The sequence below is a fragment of the Pseudoduganella sp. R-43 genome, assembly GCF_049913255.1.
Lineage (GTDB): Bacteria > Pseudomonadota > Gammaproteobacteria > Burkholderiales > Burkholderiaceae_D > Rugamonas.
Genome location: NZ_CP183988.1, coordinates 656168 through 671900, shown reverse-complemented (window position 1 = coordinate 671900; position 15733 = coordinate 656168). Strand labels below are relative to the sequence as shown.

The 15733-nt window shown below is 61.9% G+C and carries 19 protein-coding genes; 17 read left to right on the top strand and 2 right to left on the bottom strand.

The window, feature by feature from the left end:
* Positions 1–121: 121 nt before the first annotated feature.
* From ACN9M3_RS03175 to ACN9M3_RS03140, 8 genes are all read left to right on the top strand, one after another.
* The gene (locus tag ACN9M3_RS03175) at positions 122–622 is read left to right on the top strand and encodes a winged helix-turn-helix transcriptional regulator (protein WP_426167488.1); all 501 of its coding nucleotides are present in this window, start codon (positions 122–124) and stop codon (positions 620–622) included.
* Positions 619–2307, top strand: coding sequence for a long-chain-fatty-acid--CoA ligase (locus tag ACN9M3_RS03170; protein ID WP_426320506.1), 1689 nt, complete (start codon positions 619–621; stop codon positions 2305–2307). Before ACN9M3_RS03175 ends, ACN9M3_RS03170 begins: the two co-directional genes overlap by 4 nt.
* 55 nt (positions 2308–2362) lie before the next feature.
* On the top strand, positions 2363–3292 hold the full coding sequence (locus tag ACN9M3_RS03165) for a diiron oxygenase (RefSeq protein ID WP_426320504.1): 930 nt from the start codon (positions 2363–2365) through the stop codon (positions 3290–3292).
* Positions 3293–3378: 86 nt separating this feature from the next.
* The gene (locus tag ACN9M3_RS03160; RefSeq protein ID WP_426167482.1) at positions 3379–4152 is read left to right on the top strand and encodes an enoyl-CoA hydratase/isomerase family protein; all 774 of its coding nucleotides are present in this window, start codon (positions 3379–3381) and stop codon (positions 4150–4152) included.
* Positions 4149–4667: a thioesterase family protein gene (locus ACN9M3_RS03155; protein WP_426167480.1), complete on the top strand. Its 519-nt coding sequence runs from the start codon at positions 4149–4151 to the stop codon at positions 4665–4667. The genes ACN9M3_RS03160 and ACN9M3_RS03155 overlap by 4 nt, the downstream gene beginning before the upstream one ends.
* A 12-nt stretch (positions 4668–4679) precedes the next feature.
* A complete protein-coding gene (locus ACN9M3_RS03150) occupies positions 4680–5948 on the top strand; it encodes an FAD-dependent oxidoreductase (RefSeq protein WP_426320501.1) in 1269 nt (422 codons plus the stop codon).
* A 107-nt stretch (positions 5949–6055) separates the two neighbouring features.
* Positions 6056–6247 (top strand): hypothetical protein, encoded by a 192-nt coding sequence (locus ACN9M3_RS03145; RefSeq protein WP_426167476.1) that lies wholly within the window; start codon positions 6056–6058, stop codon positions 6245–6247.
* On the top strand, positions 6244–7008 hold the full coding sequence (locus ACN9M3_RS03140) for a hypothetical protein (protein WP_426320499.1): 765 nt from the start codon (positions 6244–6246) through the stop codon (positions 7006–7008). The genes ACN9M3_RS03145 and ACN9M3_RS03140 overlap by 4 nt, the downstream gene beginning before the upstream one ends.
* Here the strand turns inward: ACN9M3_RS03140 and ACN9M3_RS03135 are convergent.
* Entirely contained in the window at positions 7005–7373 is a 369-nt protein-coding gene (locus tag ACN9M3_RS03135) for a hypothetical protein (protein ID WP_426167472.1), read from the bottom strand. The two genes, ACN9M3_RS03140 and ACN9M3_RS03135, sit on opposite strands and share 4 nt — an antisense overlap.
* A 93-nt stretch (positions 7374–7466) precedes the next feature.
* On the opposite strand from ACN9M3_RS03135, the gene ACN9M3_RS03130 reads away from it, so the two are divergent.
* The 8 genes from ACN9M3_RS03130 (at position 7467) to ACN9M3_RS03095 (ending at position 12820) form a co-directional block, all read left to right on the top strand.
* On the top strand, positions 7467–8717 hold the full coding sequence (locus ACN9M3_RS03130; protein WP_426167470.1) for a DUF3472 domain-containing protein: 1251 nt from the start codon (positions 7467–7469) through the stop codon (positions 8715–8717).
* 120 nt (positions 8718–8837) lie between these two features.
* On the top strand, positions 8838–9104 hold the full coding sequence (locus ACN9M3_RS03125; protein ID WP_090436148.1) for a BufA1 family periplasmic bufferin-type metallophore: 267 nt from the start codon (positions 8838–8840) through the stop codon (positions 9102–9104).
* Positions 9104–9865, top strand: coding sequence for an alpha/beta fold hydrolase (locus ACN9M3_RS03120; protein ID WP_426167468.1), 762 nt, complete (start codon positions 9104–9106; stop codon positions 9863–9865). Before ACN9M3_RS03125 ends, ACN9M3_RS03120 begins: the two co-directional genes overlap by 1 nt.
* 28 nt (positions 9866–9893) lie before the next feature.
* Positions 9894–10163 carry a hypothetical protein gene (locus ACN9M3_RS03115; RefSeq protein WP_426167466.1) on the top strand — a complete coding sequence of 90 codons (270 nt, stop codon included), beginning with the start codon at positions 9894–9896 and terminating at the stop codon, positions 10161–10163.
* Positions 10164–10181: 18 nt separating this feature from the next.
* Positions 10182–11000, top strand: a complete 819-nt coding sequence (locus tag ACN9M3_RS03110; RefSeq protein WP_426167464.1) for a DUF692 domain-containing protein — start codon at positions 10182–10184, stop codon at positions 10998–11000.
* A complete protein-coding gene (locus ACN9M3_RS03105; RefSeq protein WP_426167462.1) occupies positions 10997–11737 on the top strand; it encodes a putative DNA-binding domain-containing protein in 741 nt (246 codons plus the stop codon). The genes ACN9M3_RS03110 and ACN9M3_RS03105 overlap by 4 nt, the downstream gene beginning before the upstream one ends.
* Positions 11730–12296, top strand: a complete 567-nt coding sequence (locus ACN9M3_RS03100) for a hypothetical protein (RefSeq protein ID WP_426167460.1) — start codon at positions 11730–11732, stop codon at positions 12294–12296. Before ACN9M3_RS03105 ends, ACN9M3_RS03100 begins: the two co-directional genes overlap by 8 nt.
* Positions 12297–12319: 23 nt before the next feature.
* A complete protein-coding gene (locus ACN9M3_RS03095; RefSeq protein WP_426320495.1) occupies positions 12320–12820 on the top strand; it encodes a DoxX family protein in 501 nt (166 codons plus the stop codon).
* A gap of 177 nt (positions 12821–12997) precedes the next feature.
* Here the strand turns inward: ACN9M3_RS03095 and ACN9M3_RS03090 are convergent, their stop codons facing one another.
* A complete protein-coding gene (locus ACN9M3_RS03090) occupies positions 12998–13777 on the bottom strand; it encodes a DUF3800 domain-containing protein (RefSeq protein ID WP_426167456.1) in 780 nt (259 codons plus the stop codon).
* Between the two features lie 354 nt (positions 13778–14131).
* Between ACN9M3_RS03090 and ACN9M3_RS03085 the strand changes: the two genes are divergently transcribed.
* Complete coding sequence (locus tag ACN9M3_RS03085) at positions 14132–15493, top strand: tyrosine-type recombinase/integrase (protein WP_426320493.1); 1362 nt, start codon at positions 14132–14134, stop codon at positions 15491–15493.
* Positions 15494–15733: the final 240 nt, after the last annotated feature.

The window sequence follows — 15733 nt, the reverse complement described above, 5'->3', positions numbered from 1 at the left end:
ACAACGGTGCGACATGTTGCACCGCAGAAAAATAGAGCGACCGTTCTAGAAAATTCGCTTGTGTTACGCAAGCGGTTTCAATAGAGTAAATGTTATATATTTACTACCAAAATGGAAGCCAATGAGCAAAGGTTCGTTCGCCGAGATGAACTGCCCCATCGCCCAGACCCTGGAGCAGGTCGGCGAATGGTGGACCTTTGTCATTTTGCGCAACGCCTTCTGCGGCATGAGCCGCTTCCAGGATTTCCAGCGCCACCTCGGCATCAGCACCAATATCCTGGCCCGCCGCCTGGGCAAGCTGGTGGAGAACGGCATCCTGCTGCGCCAGCCCAGCGACGAGGACGCCCGCATCGTCCATTACCGCCTGACGCCCAAGGGCCACTCGCTCTATCCCATCCTGGCCGCGATGACCGTGTGGGGCGAGCAATGGGCGCCGCATCCGGACGGGCCGCGCATGACGCTGGTGGAGCGCGAAACCGGGCTGCCCGTGGCCGGCGTGGGCATCCGCGCCGCCGACGGGCGCGACCTGGCGCCGGCGCAGATCGATACGGTGGCCGGCCCCGGCGCCGATGACAAGACGCACGCTTTGATGCGCATGAGAGAGGAGACAAGCAAACAATGAATACCGATAAAGTCTGGCTCAAGTCCTACCCCGATGGCATTCCGGCCTCCATCGATCCCGACCTGTACCGCTCCCTGCCGCACCTGCTGGAGGAGTCCTTCGGCAAGTTCGCCGCGCGCAAGGCCTACGCCTGCATGGACAGCGTCATGAGCTACCGCGAGTGGGACGAGCACTCGCGCAACCTGGCCGCATGGCTGCAGCAGCGCGGACTGGCCAAGGGCGCCCGCGTCGCAGTGATGATGCCCAATGTGCTGCAATATCCGGTCGCAGTGGCGGCCGTCCTGCGCGCCGGCTGCACCGTGGTGAACGTCAATCCGCTGTACACGGCGCGTGAGCTGGAGCACCAGCTGACCGATTCCGGCGCCGAAGCCATCTTCATCCTCGAAAACTTCGCCACCACGCTGGAAAAGGTGCTGCCGCGCACCAGCGTCAAGCACGTGGTGGTGGCCAGCATGGGCGACATGCTGGGCTTTGCCAAGGGCATGCTGGTCAACTTCGTGGTGCGCACGTTGAAGAAGTTGGTGCCGCTCTTTGATCTGCCGGGCGCCGTGCCATTCCGCGCGGCCTTGCGCCAGGGCGCACGCGAAGCCCTGCGCCCGATGCAGCTGGGCCACGACGACATCGCCTTCCTCCAATACACGGGCGGCACCACGGGCCTGTCCAAGGGCGCCACCCTGACCCACCGCAACGTGATCGCCAACATGCTGCAGAACGATGCGTGGGCCGGGCCGGCCCTGCTCAATCAAGCCAAGGGCGAACAGGTGGTGACGGTATGTGCGCTGCCGCTGTACCACATCCTGGCGCTGAACGCCTGCATGCTGATGGGCGCGCGCTGGGGCGCGATGAACCTGCTGGTGCCCAATCCGCGCGACATGGCGGGCTTCGTCAAGGAACTGGCCAAGTACCGCGTCAATTTCTTCCCCGGGGTGAACACCCTGTTCAACGCCTTGCTGAACCAGCCCGAGCTCGCAAAGGTCGACTTTTCCGGCCTGCGCATCACCCTGGGCGGCGGCATGGCGGTGCAGCAGGTGGTCAGCGAACGCTGGCTGGCCGCGACCGGCAGCCCGATCCTGGAAGGCTACGGCCTGTCGGAGACCTCGCCGACGGCCACGCTGTGCCGTCCCGACCAGAACGGCTTCAGCGGCACCATCGGCCTGCCGGTGCCGTCGACCGAAGTGGCGATCGTCGACGACGACGGCAATCCCCTGCCCTTCGGCCAGGCCGGCGAAATCGCCATCCGCGGCCCGCAGGTGATGGCCGGCTACTGGAAGCGTCCGGACGAAACGGCCAAGGTCATGACGGCGTCCGGATACTTCAAGTCGGGCGACATCGGCATCATGGATGAACAGGGCTATGTCCGCATTGTGGACCGCAAGAAGGACATGATCCTGGTCTCCGGCTTCAACGTTTACCCCAATGAAGTGGAAGGCGTGGTGGCCGCCCACCCGCTGGTGCTCGAATGCGCCTGCATCGGCGTACCCGACGCCGGTTCGGGCGAAGCCGTCAAGCTGTTCGTGGTGCGCAAACACCAATCGCTCACCAGCGAACAGCTGATGGACTACTGCAAACAGCAGTTGACCGCTTACAAAAAACCGAAATACATCGAGTTCCGCGACGCCCTGCCCAAGACCAATGTGGGCAAGATCCTGCGCCGCGAGCTGCGCGACGAAAAGGTCGCGGCGTAAGTTTTTGCTGCATTCCCTGTACTGCCCCCGAACATCTCAATAACAGGAGTTAAGTATGGAAGCCAGTATTGCCGCAGTAAGCCAACCTAAAACCAACCCTATCGTGCTCGACGAGAAGCGCAGCAAGACCGTGCGCACGCTGATCAACGCCTCGCACCGCAAGCTGCTGTTCCTCGACCAGGTGGTCGACTGGGAAAAAGGCATCGACTTTTCCAAGCCGCCCAAGGTGGCCGAGTCGAGCTGGATCTACGGCACGCCCTACTGGGATATGCTGACCGAGGAACAGCGCAATGAAGTGCTGTGGCTGGAGACCGGCCGCGACGTGTCCTATTTCATCTGGCTGGAACAGACCCTGCCCGAACTGTACGTCGGCTACGTCAACCAGTACCACGGCGTCCTGAGCGACGACGTGCGCGAATACCTGATGGTGTTCTCGCGCGAAGAGATCGTGCACACGCTGATGTTCCGCCGCTACCTGGACAAGGCCAACCTGCGCCTGTGGAGCCATCCGGAAAACATCCCCAACTACTCCCTGTTCGAGCGCCAGCTGGCCGGCAAGCATCCGGTGTACGGCATCTGCTGGAACCTGCTGATCGAATGGTTCGCGGAGCTGAACTCGATCTTCCAGACCCAGACCGACGGCATCGACCCGCTGACGCGCCAGATGTTCAAGGAACACCACCTGGAAGAAGTGCGCCACATCGCCTTCGCCAAGACCATCTGCGAAAACTACTTCGAGGCGGCGCCCAAGGAGGAGCTGGCAGAGATGTGCGAGTTCTTCCAGAAGGGCTACGGCTTCCTGCTGGACGAATACACCTACATGCCGGAAATCGCCCTGCATGCATCCTTCGACTTCCCGATCAAACCCGGCGACACCGACAAGATCCGCGAGGTGCGCAACTCGCCGAACAACCAGCGCCTCAATGCAGCCCGCTTCCGCGACGTGCGCGAGTGGTGCCTGAAGCACAACATCATCAAGCAGTAAGCCCCATCATCCCCAGGCGGCAGCTTGCATGGCGCAGTGCGCGCCAGGGACAGCTGTCGCCGTTTCAAAAAGAATCTGGAGCAAGCATGATCGATATCATTCCCCACGATTCCGGCATCACGGAATTGCGCATCGCCCGACCGCCGGTCAACCTGATCGACGTGGGCGTGCTGAAAACCCTGCGCCATGCCCTGGCCGAAGCCGAGCGCACAGGCCAGCGCGGCATCATCCTGTCCGGTGCGCCGGGCGTGTTTTCCTCCGGCGTGGACGTGGCCGCCCTGGTCGGCGGCGACTACGAAGCCGTGCGCGAATACTGGCAGCAAGTGTTCCTGCTGGCGTCCGAGATGGCGTTGTCGCGCCAACCGATTTTCGCCGCCATTACCGGCCATTGCATGGCCGCCGGCGCCCTGCTGGCCGTGTTCTGCGACTACCGCGTCATGGCGCAAGGCCCCTGGCAGGTTGGCCTGAACGAAGTGCGGGTCGGCGTGGCGCTGCCGGACTGCTTCCAGGTTGCGGTGCGCCGCGTGGTGGGAGCCCTGCAGGCCGAAAGGCTGCTGGTGTTCGGCCGCATGCTGTCGCCGCAGCAGGCGCTGGAAGTGAACCTGGTCGACGAGCTGGCCGAGCCTTCGCAGGTGGTGGCGCGCACGCGCGAGCGCCTGCAGGAACTGCTGTCGGTGCCGCCGCAAGCCCTGGTCAGCACGCGCGCCATCGCCCGCCGCGACCTGCGCGACGTGTTTGCCGACGTCGATGCGCTGCCGGTCGACGACTTCGTCGACGCCTTCCTGCAGCCGGAAACCCAGCAGGCGCTGCGCTACGTCGCCAGCCGCCTGCGCCAACCCGCCGCGGCAGCCGCGCAATGAACCTGTATTTCCGCCTCATGCTGGTCTGGCTGCGGGCCTGCTTCAAGCCCGCGATCCAGATCGGCGACACGATCGAGATGCAGCTCACCGTGCTGCCCAACGACCTGGACCTGAACGGCCATATGAACAATGGCCGCTACATGACCATCATCGACCTGGCTCTGGTCGAATACATGACGCGCGCCGGCTTCATGGGGCCGGCCCTCAAGCGCGGCTGGCGCCCGATGCTGGGCGGCTCGATGATCGCGTTCCGGCGCGGGCTCAAGCCGTTCCGGCGCTATACCCTGCGCTTCTGCGCCCTGTGCTGGGACGAGCGCTGGACCTATATCCGCTTCGAGTTCGTGCTCGACGGGGACGTGATGGCGGTCGGCCACACCAAGGGCGGCATTGTCGGCCCCTACGGCGTGGTGGGCAGCAATGAAATGTGCGCGGTACTGGGCGTGGATCCGGCCTCGCCGGTCTTCCCGCGCTCGGTCACGGCGTGGATCGAGGCCGATCGCCTGATGCGGGCCTGACCGGGAGAACCCATGGAAGCCATACAAAACATCGCCGTCATCGGCGCCGGCCCGGCGGGGCTGACCGCCGCGGACACCCTGCGCCAGCTGGGCTACAAGAAAGTCACGCTGTTCGAACAGGGCACGCGCGTGGGCGGCAAGGTGTACACCGCGCAGACGCCCGCCGGCCCGGTAGAACTGGGCGCCGTCATCGCCTCCGCCGAGTGCGAACTGGTGCTGGGACTGGCGCAGCGCCTGGGCGTTGCGATCGCGCCCTACCCGGTGGAGCAGCGCTTCCTCGACGAGCATGGGGTGCGGCACGATGCCCCGTCCTTCCTTGCCAGCCGCTACAGCGCGGACGAAATCGGGCAAGCCATCGCCAATTATGGCGCGGCGCTGGAACGCTATGCCATGGTTCGCTACGATACCCTGGCCGGCATGCCGCGCGCGCTGCACCAGCCGTTCGACCGCTTCGCCGCCAGCCACGGCTTCACGCCGGTGGCCGAACTGGCGCGCGGCGCCCTGGTGGGGTTCGGCTACGGCTATTACGAAACCGTGCCGGCCCTGTATTTCATGAAACTGATCCCGTGGCTGTTCCGGCCCGACGGCCAGGGCGGCCTGGCGCCGGGCAAGTTCCACGTCTTCCCGCAGGGCTTCCAGGGCTTGTGGGAAGGACTGGCGCGAGAGCTCGACGTCCGCCTCGGCGCGGCCGTGACAGCACTCGACAGCCCACCAGGCCGTCCGGTGCAGCTCACCATCAATGGCCGCGACCAGCACAGCTTCGATGCAGTGGTGGTGGCGGCGCCGCTGCACACGGCAGCCAGCTTCCTGCCGGCCGGCAGCGAAGCCGCCGCCCTGCTGGCGCAGTTGCGCAGCAACCGCTACCTGGTCAGCGCCTTTGCCGCCAGCAGCCTGCCGGGTGGGGAATTCCTGTTCCTGCACCAGAACGAACACCCCGAACGCATCGGCCACATGAATGCCTGGGCCAACCGCAATCCTGCCCTGCCGATGTACCTGGGCTGGCAGTTGGCCGGGGACGCCGCCAGCACCGGACAGTTGCGCGAGCTGCTGGCGGCCGATATTGCCGCCCAAGGGGGTAGGTTGGAGCGCGTCGTCCTGCAGCAGGAGTGGGATTACTTCCCTCATGTCGACGGCACCGCCCTGGAAGCCGGTTATTTCGAACGCATCGACGCCTTGCAGGGCCAGTGCCGCATATACTACGCGGGCGGCGCCCTGAACTTCGAGACAGTCGAGCACAGCGCACGGCAGGCGCGAGCCCTGATGCGCCGCCATTTCGGCTGACGGTACAAAGGGCATCCCTTACGGTTTGTGCCTATGGAAAAACGGCGGAGGCGGGGCCTATAATGGCTGGGCGAACCGGCACGCCATTGCCGCCCTCGGAGATACGCATGAAACACCTGATCGTTGCCAGCCTGGCCCTCGCCCTGACCGTGCCTGCCTTTGCCAGCACCACCCACGCCAAGGCCACCGCCACCCACCACAAGACCGCCTCGACCTCCACCAAGCATCACCTGGCGAAGAAGAAAACCTCCGCGCACCATAAGACCGCGAAGGCAACCACTCACCACAAGCACGCATGATTTTCGTCTGGGGCAGGAAGGCGGTCTACACCCACGCCGGCTACGTCGCCGACTTCTGCCCCGTATGCCGGGCAGCCCGTGCGTTCTCCGTGCAGCGCATCGGCATGGCCTGGCACGTGTACTACCTCACCATTTCCAAAGGCGAGCTGGCCGGATATCAGCGCACCTGCTGCGATTGCGGCATGGCGCTGCCCATGGAAGTCGGACACTACACCCAGTTGAGCGCGGAACAGCTGCCGCTGGTGCAGCTGGAACAAACCACCAATCCCCATTTGTCGATCCGCCACGCCGATGCACTGGCCGCTGCTGCGCGCCTGCGCGAAGCGCCCTTGCTGCTTGATGAATCGGAGCGCCGGCGCCAGCTCGATGCGGCGTTGCGCCTGCAGGCCGACGCACTCGACGAGTTCGAAGCGACCACGCGCCTCGACCGCGAAGTGTGGTGGACCATCGGCGGCGCATTCGCGTTTTGCGCCCTGGTGCTTGCCGCGCTGCGACAGCTGGCGCCGGAAAACATGGACACCGGTTTCATCATCGCCTTCTTCCTCAGCCTTGGCGCGGTAGCCTGGCAATTGAGCCAGATGGGAGAACGCTTCCTGCAACGCGGCCTCCTGCCGAAGCTGGCCCGTTCGCTGGCGCCCTTGCAGCCGAGCGCGGCGGAACTCGACGAAGCGTTCGAGCGCATGCGCGAACAAGGCCGCAAGCTGGCCAAGCGCGTCGACAGTGCGCGCGTGCAGCAAGCCATCGCCTCCCTGCGCAACTAAGCCAGCGCCAGCGCGTCCAGCAGCACCTCAAGCTGCTGCAGCCGTGCTTCCATTTCTTCGATTTGCGGCGCGCTGCCGCCCATGCCGTGGAAAGACGTGTTGTGCAGCAGCGCATTGCGAAATTCCGCCAGGCCGCGCGCCTCGCGCAACAGCGCCAGCATGGCTTCACTGGACTGCGGCGATTGTTGCTTCAGGCTGGCCTTGATGCGGTCAAGCCGCTTGCCGAATGTGAGCTTGCGCGTGTCGTCGGTACCGATGCAGCGTGCGCACAGGATGAATACGTGCGCTTCCAGCCGGGAGAACTCATGGATAAAGCTCCCCAGCATCAGCTTCCATTGCTGGTCGGGTGGCAGGTCTGGCCTCATGCCGCTCATTGTACGCTGCGATTTCAGTTGCGCTTACTTTCGATTCATCGTAGTTTACCTTTCGTTTTTCAATAAAATTGAAAGGATATGGAGATGAAACGAAGAATTTCGCTGTTAATCCTTGCGTTTTCCGCCGCCGCGGCCCTGGCGGGCCAGCCTGTTGCCAGCGGGGATGCCGTAGTCGCCCTGGCCGGCAACGGCTTCGTCACCAGCGCCGATGCCGGTTCGACGGAAGTCATCAACAACAACGGCCTGGCCAACTGGACCAGCGCCAATACCGTCACCAGCATCTGGTTCCGCATGGCCGCCGCGGGCAACGCCACCTTGTCGCTGGACGCCGGCCTGACCGGCAGCAAGACCAGCAACATCCGCGTGACCGCCAATGGCACGCCGTTCGACATCACCCTCACCAAGGGCAGGACCAAGACCTACACCGTCGGTACCATCAACGTGCCCGCAGCCGGTTACGTGCGGGTCGACCTGCAAGGCATTAGCAAATCCGGCTCCTACTTCGGTGACGTTGCGGCACTGCGCGTCAACACCAGCACGCCGCTGAACTATGCGAACGACGCAGCCAATTACTACTGGTCGCGCCGCGGGCCATCCGTCCACCTCGGCTACACGGTGCCGGCCAACACCGAGTATTTCTACAATGAGGTGACGGTGCCGGCAGGCGAAGACAAGATCGGCTCCTATTTCATGGCCAACGGATTCAATGGCGGCTACTTCGGCATCCAGGTCAACTCGCCGACCGAACGCCGCGTGCTGTTCTCGATCTGGGATGCCGATAACGGCGCCAAGACCACGCTGGTACGCAAGGGCCCGAACGTGGTCGACAACTCGTTTGGCGGAGAAGGCACCGGCGGCCAGTCCTACCTGCTGTACAACTGGATGGCCGGACAGACCTACCGCTTCATCACACGCGTCGTGCCGGACGGCGCGGGCGGTACCAATTTCTCCGCCTGGTTCTACGCACCCGAAACCAACGCCTGGCGCTTCATCGCCACCTGGAAGCGCCCGGCCACCACGACCTACCACGCCGGCGTGTATTCCTTCCTGGAGAACTTCATTGACACCAGGGGCTACCTTGGCCGCAGCGTACAGTTCAACAACCAGTGGGCGCGCAGTACCGGCGGTAGCTGGACCGAACTGGTGACGGCACGCTTCACTGGCGACGCCACCGCAGCCAACGCCCAGCGCATGGATTACGCAGGTGGCTTGCATAACGGAAGCTTCTACTTGCGTAATGGCGGCTTCTTCAGCCCCAATGTGCCAATCAACCAAAGCTTCACCCGCCCGGCTACCGGACAAGTACCAACGGTGGACGTCGGCACCCTGCCGTAGACATTTTTGTATCCCAGTGTATCTGGCGCCATGCCAGATACACTTCTCACGAGCTCTCGACAAAAGCGATACACACTGCCCCCTTAATCTGGTCACACCTTAACCAAGGAGACCAAGATTATGAAAACCACCTACGCAGGACTGGCAGCCACCCTGGCTATCGCATTGTGCACCTCCGCCGCACACGCCGCAGAACCCAAGAAGGAAATGGAAAAGTGCTATGGCGTGGCGAAAGCCGGCCATAACGATTGTGCCGCGGGCCCGGGCACTTCGTGCGCAGCAACCTCCAAAGTCGACTACCAGGGCGATGCCTGGGTGCTGGTCGAAAAAGGCACTTGCACCTCCATCAAAACCCCTAAGGGCTACGGCTCGCTGAAGGCGAAGTGATGAAGCGTGCCATTGCATCGGTGATCGCCCTGGCAGCCGGCCTTGCCGGCGCGGCACATGCCACCGCACCGGCCGCCCAGCCAGCCGCGAAAAACGTTGTGATCGTGCCGGGCGCCTTCATCGACGCTTCCAGCTGGCGCGTGGTGCACGACACCCTGCGTCTGAAAGGCTTCAACGTCACCGTGGCCCAACTGCCCCATACCTCGCTCGACGACGACATTGCCATCGTCCGCAAAGCGATTTTCCAGCAGTTCGGCAACGTGATCGTGGTCGGCAATGGCATTGGCGGCACGGTGATGTCAAATGTGGCCACCGGCGACAAGGTCAAGGCGCTGGTGTATGTGGCGGCCTTGATGCCGGAAGTCGGCGAAACCTCGCAGCAGCTGTTGTCGTCGATACCGGGCGCCGGTGAAGGCGTCAAGCCGGACCGCGCAGGCTTCCAGTTCTACGACACTGCGCGCTTCCAGGCCGACCTGGCCGCCGACCTGACGCCCAACCGCGTCAACTTCATGGCGGCCTCGCAAGTACCGGTCAGCAATGTGCTGATGGGAACGCCAAGCTGGTTCGCCACCTGGCACCAGAAGCCAAGCTTCGGCATTGTCGCCACGCAGGATCGCCTGGTGAGCCCGGAACTGCAGCGCTGGATGTACAAGCGTGCCGGCGCCAGGGTCACAGAAATCGCAGCAAGCCATGCAGTACAAATTTCGCAGCCGGAAGCGGTCGCGAAAGTCATCGAAGACGCTGCCCTCAGCGTCCAGTAAGTCCTACTTTAACCAAAGGAGATTCATCATGAGCATCGCTACCAAAACCCGCGCTGGCCTGGCCGGCGCCGCCGCCCTGATCGCACTGGCATCCCTGTCGGCACCATCGTTCGCTGCAGAAAAAGTGAAGGAAGAACCGGGCCGCTGCTACGGCATCAACACCTGCAAGGGCACCAGCTTGTGCGCCACCGCCAAGAACGACTGCAAAGGCCTGAACCAGTGCAAAGGCCAGGGAGTGCTGGTAAAAACCCCGACCGAGTGCAAGGCACTGGGCGGCACCCTGACCGAAGCCAAGTAATCCAAACGGAGGCACACCATGCATGCCCATCGCTTTGGCCTCGGCCTGCGCCGCGAGCACTACCGCGATTTCCTCGAAGGCGACGTCGACGTGGATTTCGTCGAAGTGATCTCGGAGAATTTCATGGTCGCCGGCGGCCAGCCGCGCGATATCCTGCGCCGCGTGAGGGAGAAGCATCCCGTGGTGCTGCATGGTGTGTCGATGTCGCTTGGTTCGGCCGACGGTTTGCGGCCGGACTACCTGGCCCGCCTGTGCGCCCTGGTGGAAGAGATCGAACCGATGTTCGTCTCCGACCACCTGAGCTGGTCGCGCATCGGCCGCTTCAATTCGCACGACCTGCTGCCGCTGCCTTACACGCAGGAGGCGCTCGACATCATCTGCAACAACATCGACCAGGCGCAGGAAGCACTGGGACGCACCATGCTGGTCGAAAATCCTTCGAGCTACCTGACGTATGCCGAGTCCAGCATGACGGAATGGGAATTCATTTCCGCCATGGCCAAGCGCACCGGCTGCGGATTGCTGCTGGACGTGAACAACGTCTTCGTCAGTGCCAGCAACCACGGCTTCGATCCGCTCGATTTCCTGCGCGGGGTACCGATGAACCGCGTATGCCAGATCCACCTCGCCGGCCATAGCCAGGGCGACGGCCTGCTGATCGACACCCACGACAGCGCCGTCAACGATGCGGTGTGGTCACTGTACCAGCAGACGATCGCACGCTGCGGCCCTGTGGCCACCATGATCGAGCGCGATGGCGATATCCCGCCGCTGGCCGACCTGCTGGCCGAACTCGATATCGCGCGCCATCTCGCAGCGCACAGGGAGGCAGCATGAACCTCGCCAATCTCCAGGGCGATTTCCACGCCATGCTGGCCTCATCGACGCCCGTTGCAGGCGTGCCGGCCGGCCCTGGCCGCGCGGTCTACCTGAACAACTACCGCGCGCAGCTTGTCGGCTGCCTGGAAGAGAGCTACCCGCAACTGCGCGCCTTCATCGGCGAAGAAGCCTTCCTGCATGCTGCCGCAGCGCACATCAAGCGCCGCCCTCCACACGCCTGGACGCTGGACGCCTACGCCGACGATTTCTGCGACACGCTACAGGCGCTGTTCCCCGACAATCCGGACCTGCACGAACTGGCCTGGATCGAGCATGCCTTGGACCAGGCGTTCATCGGCCCCGATGCCGCGCCTGTCGCTGCCGACGCACTGGCCGAAGTCGACTGGGAGCACGCCAGCCTGACGCTTGCGCCAACACTTCAACTGCGCATTGCCACCACCAACGCCGCCGACTTGTGGTTCGCCCTGCGCGACGGCAGCAGCAACCTGGAAGGCGAAATGCTTCCCGCGCCCGGCGGCCTGCTGGTCTGGCGCCAGGGCTTCGTCTCCTGCCTGCGAGCACTGGACGCCATCGAATTTGCCGCGCTGACGCACCTCCAGCGCGACGGCAGCTTCGCCGGCTTGTGCGCGTTGCTGGTGGAACGCGTCGGCGAAGAACAAGGCATCGCCAGCGCCGGCGCCATGCTGGCCGACTGGCTTGGTAGTGAACTCATTACCGGAGTTGAAAATGAATGAAACCCGCCGCCTGTTCCTGCTATCCGCCCTCACCGGACTGGCAGGGACCGCAAGCCTCGCCTTCGCACCGGCACTCGCCGGCGCCGCGCTGCCCATCCGCAGCGCCACCGAAGTGCTGCGCGCAGTAGCCGCAGCACAGCCTGCACTCAGCTACCACGCCGCCGGCCCTGACGACGGCCGCCCTATCGTGCTCGCCCGCAGCCCGGGCGATTCCATCGACCACTACACCGAAATTGCATCGCTGTTGGCAGCGCAAGGCTACTTCGTTCTGCTGCCGACGCTGCGTGATGCGGATGCCACGGCGCTCGGCCAGGACCTGCTGACCTTCATCGACAGCCTGCACATCCCGGAAGCGGTCTTCATCGGCACCGGTCAGGGAGCCCAGGCAGCGCGCGCCGCCGCCAGCCATCGCCGCACGCGCGTCATCGGCCTCGTGTTGGCGGATGGCGGCACCACGCCAACGCCTGTCCCGGCAATCGGCCTCGCCGCCAGCGCCACCACGCAACAAATCGCCGATGCAGCCATCACACTGGCGCGCCAAGGCAAATGGCGCACCTGATACCTGACAAAACGGAGACCACCATGAACACCAACTTCGCCCGATCCCCAGCCGCCGCAGCCACTTCCACCGGCACCATCGCAGGAGGCATCGCAGCGCTCCACCCACTTGCCGCGCGCCTGCTGCCCCCATCGGTACAGCTGCTCGCGGCCCGCCTCGGCATTGCCGCAGTCTTCTTCCTCTCCGGCCGCACCAAAGTCGAAGGCTGGTTCACGCTGAAGGATTCGACGATCGACCTTTTCCGCTACGAGTACATGCTGCCCCTGATCCCACCGGAGATCGCCGCCCCCATGGCCACCTTCGCCGAACACGCCCTGCCACTGCTGCTGGTCGCCGGCCTGTTCACCCGCTTCGCCGCCCTCGGCCTCCTTGCCATGACCGCCGTCATCGAGATCTTCGTCTATCCACAAGCCTGGCCGACCCACCTGGGCTGGGCCGCCTTACTGCTGCCTCTGATTGCTCAAGGCGGCGGCAAGTTCTCAATCGATCACCTTTTGCAAAAGCGTTCGGCGAAGGAACCTTGAGTCAAATTCGCGTGCGTTAGCTGGGGACGGGAACGGTAACGCTTGACTGACTGATGCCAACGATTGCTGAAAATTCCATCATTTGTTACTATTCAAGCGTAGACAAGCGCAGGATTTGTAGAGGTCGCTTAACGGCGGCAGCCCGAACGGGTGGGAACCTCGAACCTGGGGTCTACTTTACTCAAGGCTCACCAGCTTGGTGAGCCTTTGTTTTTCCGCGTCGTCCCCACACCAGATCTTCAGGCCGTAACCATCGGCTCGACGGTCTTTTCTGTAAATTGTCGGCTTCAATATTTCTAGATACCGACTTTCGACCTCTCCATACTGAGTTTTGTTTACTGCGAAGAACACACTCGATGCCACTGCATCCGCGAGCTGTAGGCCTGCCAATTTGTCGTGATTTACCGCGCGCACGCTGTCGCACGTGATCGCAGGCCAATGAATGTTGATATCTGCACCTGCCCTGGCTTGTTGCGACAGCAGTTCCAAGTAGGATCTCAAGTCGTCATATGACATCGCAGACCGATTCGAGAAAATGAGGTCCGTGTTACAAGCACCTCCGATTGCGTGGTCTCTGCATAACCAACTAACACGTTCTAGTAGCAGCCTGGTGCTGTAGCGGTAAAGCTTGTGCGCCTCTTGCTGAAAGTTCTCCGGATTGTTAATTGAAGGCTTATGAACAAGTATACTTACAGTTCGCACGGGTAGTGTTCCCAATAGGCGCACGTAAGGCACTCGCTGCTCGTGTTTCAGTTCACGGAAATGCAGTACGAATTTATCCGGCTTGCCGAGCAGCTGCCTGACATCCTTCGCAGCCTTCACTAATTGCAAATCGTTCGATTTTCGTACAATAGTCGCAGATAGAACGAACCAGCGCGAGCTACCACGTTCGCCCTCCAGAAACTTGAAACCTTCATCTCCCGCTTCATCGATATAGGCGACGAAATCTGCAGCCATCACTCTTCCTCGATTATTGTCAAGAAGTCAGATAATTATAGAGGTGCACTTTACGGGGGTTTTGATTTGCAGCATTGGCTGCACAACAACCACGCAGGCGCAAATAGAAAAAGCCCAGCCGGTGAGGGCTGGGCTTTTGGAATGCTGGTGCCGGCTGCAGGACTCGAACCCGCCACCTGATGATTACAAATCATGAAAAGTCCGAATTCATCGGCGTAGATTTTCATGCCTCACATTGCAGCAAGTCAGCAAAATCAAATACTTGGGAGAATACCGTGTTGGATTTGCGTTGATCGTTTTCGACCTTTATACTTCGCCCCGGGTTACATGGCGGTTACACGAAAACTGAGAGCAATGGCAAAGGTAAATTTCACGGCAGGCCGAGTGGGGAGCTTCCAATGCGAACCCGGCAAGAGTCAGTCCTTCTTATGGGATAGCAGTGCGCCGGGGCTCGGCCTTCGTGTGACGGCAAATGGGGCTCGTTCCTACATGTTCCAGGCCAAGCTGCGAGGGGAAACTATCCGACTGACCATCGGCGATCCCAATACTTGGCCAATCGATGCACCCACTGATGGCAAAGGGAATCCGGTCGGAAACGGCGCTCGCCAAGAAGCGCGCCGCCTCAAGACTTTAATCGACGCTGGCAAGGACCCGCGCCAAGTGCGCGACGAGGAACACGCGCGTGAACAAGCTGAACGCGCTGCCAAAACGGCGCAGGAAAAGGCAGATGAAGTAAGACGCGAACGCGAAGCGGTCACGTTGGCAACGGTTTGGAAAGACTATGTTGCAGACCGCTCGTCATTTTGGTCAGACCATCACATCACTGCACACAATAAGATTATTCAACAGGGCGGGGAACAACGAAAGCGCAGTCCAAAATTGACGACCGCTGGCCCGTTAGCCGTGTTTTCCAGTATGCGGCTCGGCGACATCACTATGGAGCGGATTGAGGATTGGGCCAAAGTGGAAGCCAAGATTCGTCCTTCCAGCGCTCGCCTTGCCGTCCGTCTCTTGAAGGCCTGCTTAAACTGGTGCGCAGAGCATCCGACATATTCCGCAATCGTCAGCGGCAACGTGGCCAAGAGCGGAAAAGTGAGGGAGGTTCTTGGCAAACCCAAGCTTCGCAACGATGTGCTCCAGCGCGAGCAGTTGGCGGCCTGGTTTGATGCGGTCATTAATATTCGCAACCCGGTAATCAGTGCTTACCTTCAATGTCTGCTGCTCACTGGCGCGCGACGGGAGGAACTTGCGGCGTTACGGTGGGCAGATGTTGACCTGCGATGGAATAGCTTGAAATTGTCAGACAAGGTAGAGGACTTCCGCATGGTGCCGTTGACGCCATATGTCTCTCAACTCCTTAACGGACTTCCAAGACGAAATGAATGGGTCTTTTCAAGCATGACCGCAGAGTCGGGCCGAATTTCCGAGCCCCGGATTGCGCACAACGAAGCGCTTGCGGTGGCAGGACTTCCACACCTAACGTTGCATGGACTGCGCCGTTCGTTCGCAAGTCTAAGTGAATGGGTCGAGACCCCAGGCGGAATTTCTGCTCAGATTCAAGGACACGCTCCACAAGGAGTGCGGGAGCAAAACTATATCCGGCGTCCGCTGGATTTGCTCCGTCTTTGGCATACGCGAATTGAGGTATGGATAATGGAACAAGCCGGGTTACCGGTTTGTGAGCACAGCGCGCCGATCCGTTTGGTGGGGACCTAATGCAGGCGTCGTTTTCAAGCCCAATTGCATATTATCATTGCGTCTTTTGATAGATTGAAAGGCGTCGAAGTTGAGTCAAGTTGCACAATTACTGCCGCCAATGTTGGTGAACAACTTAGACCAGGCCGCCGAATGGCTATCCAGTGTTACTAGGTTGAATTGGTCGCGCGAGCGCGTTCTTGACGCCATCTTGCAGGTAGCCGTGAAGGCGTCTGGCACGGCGTCGAGCGAAGCAACTTG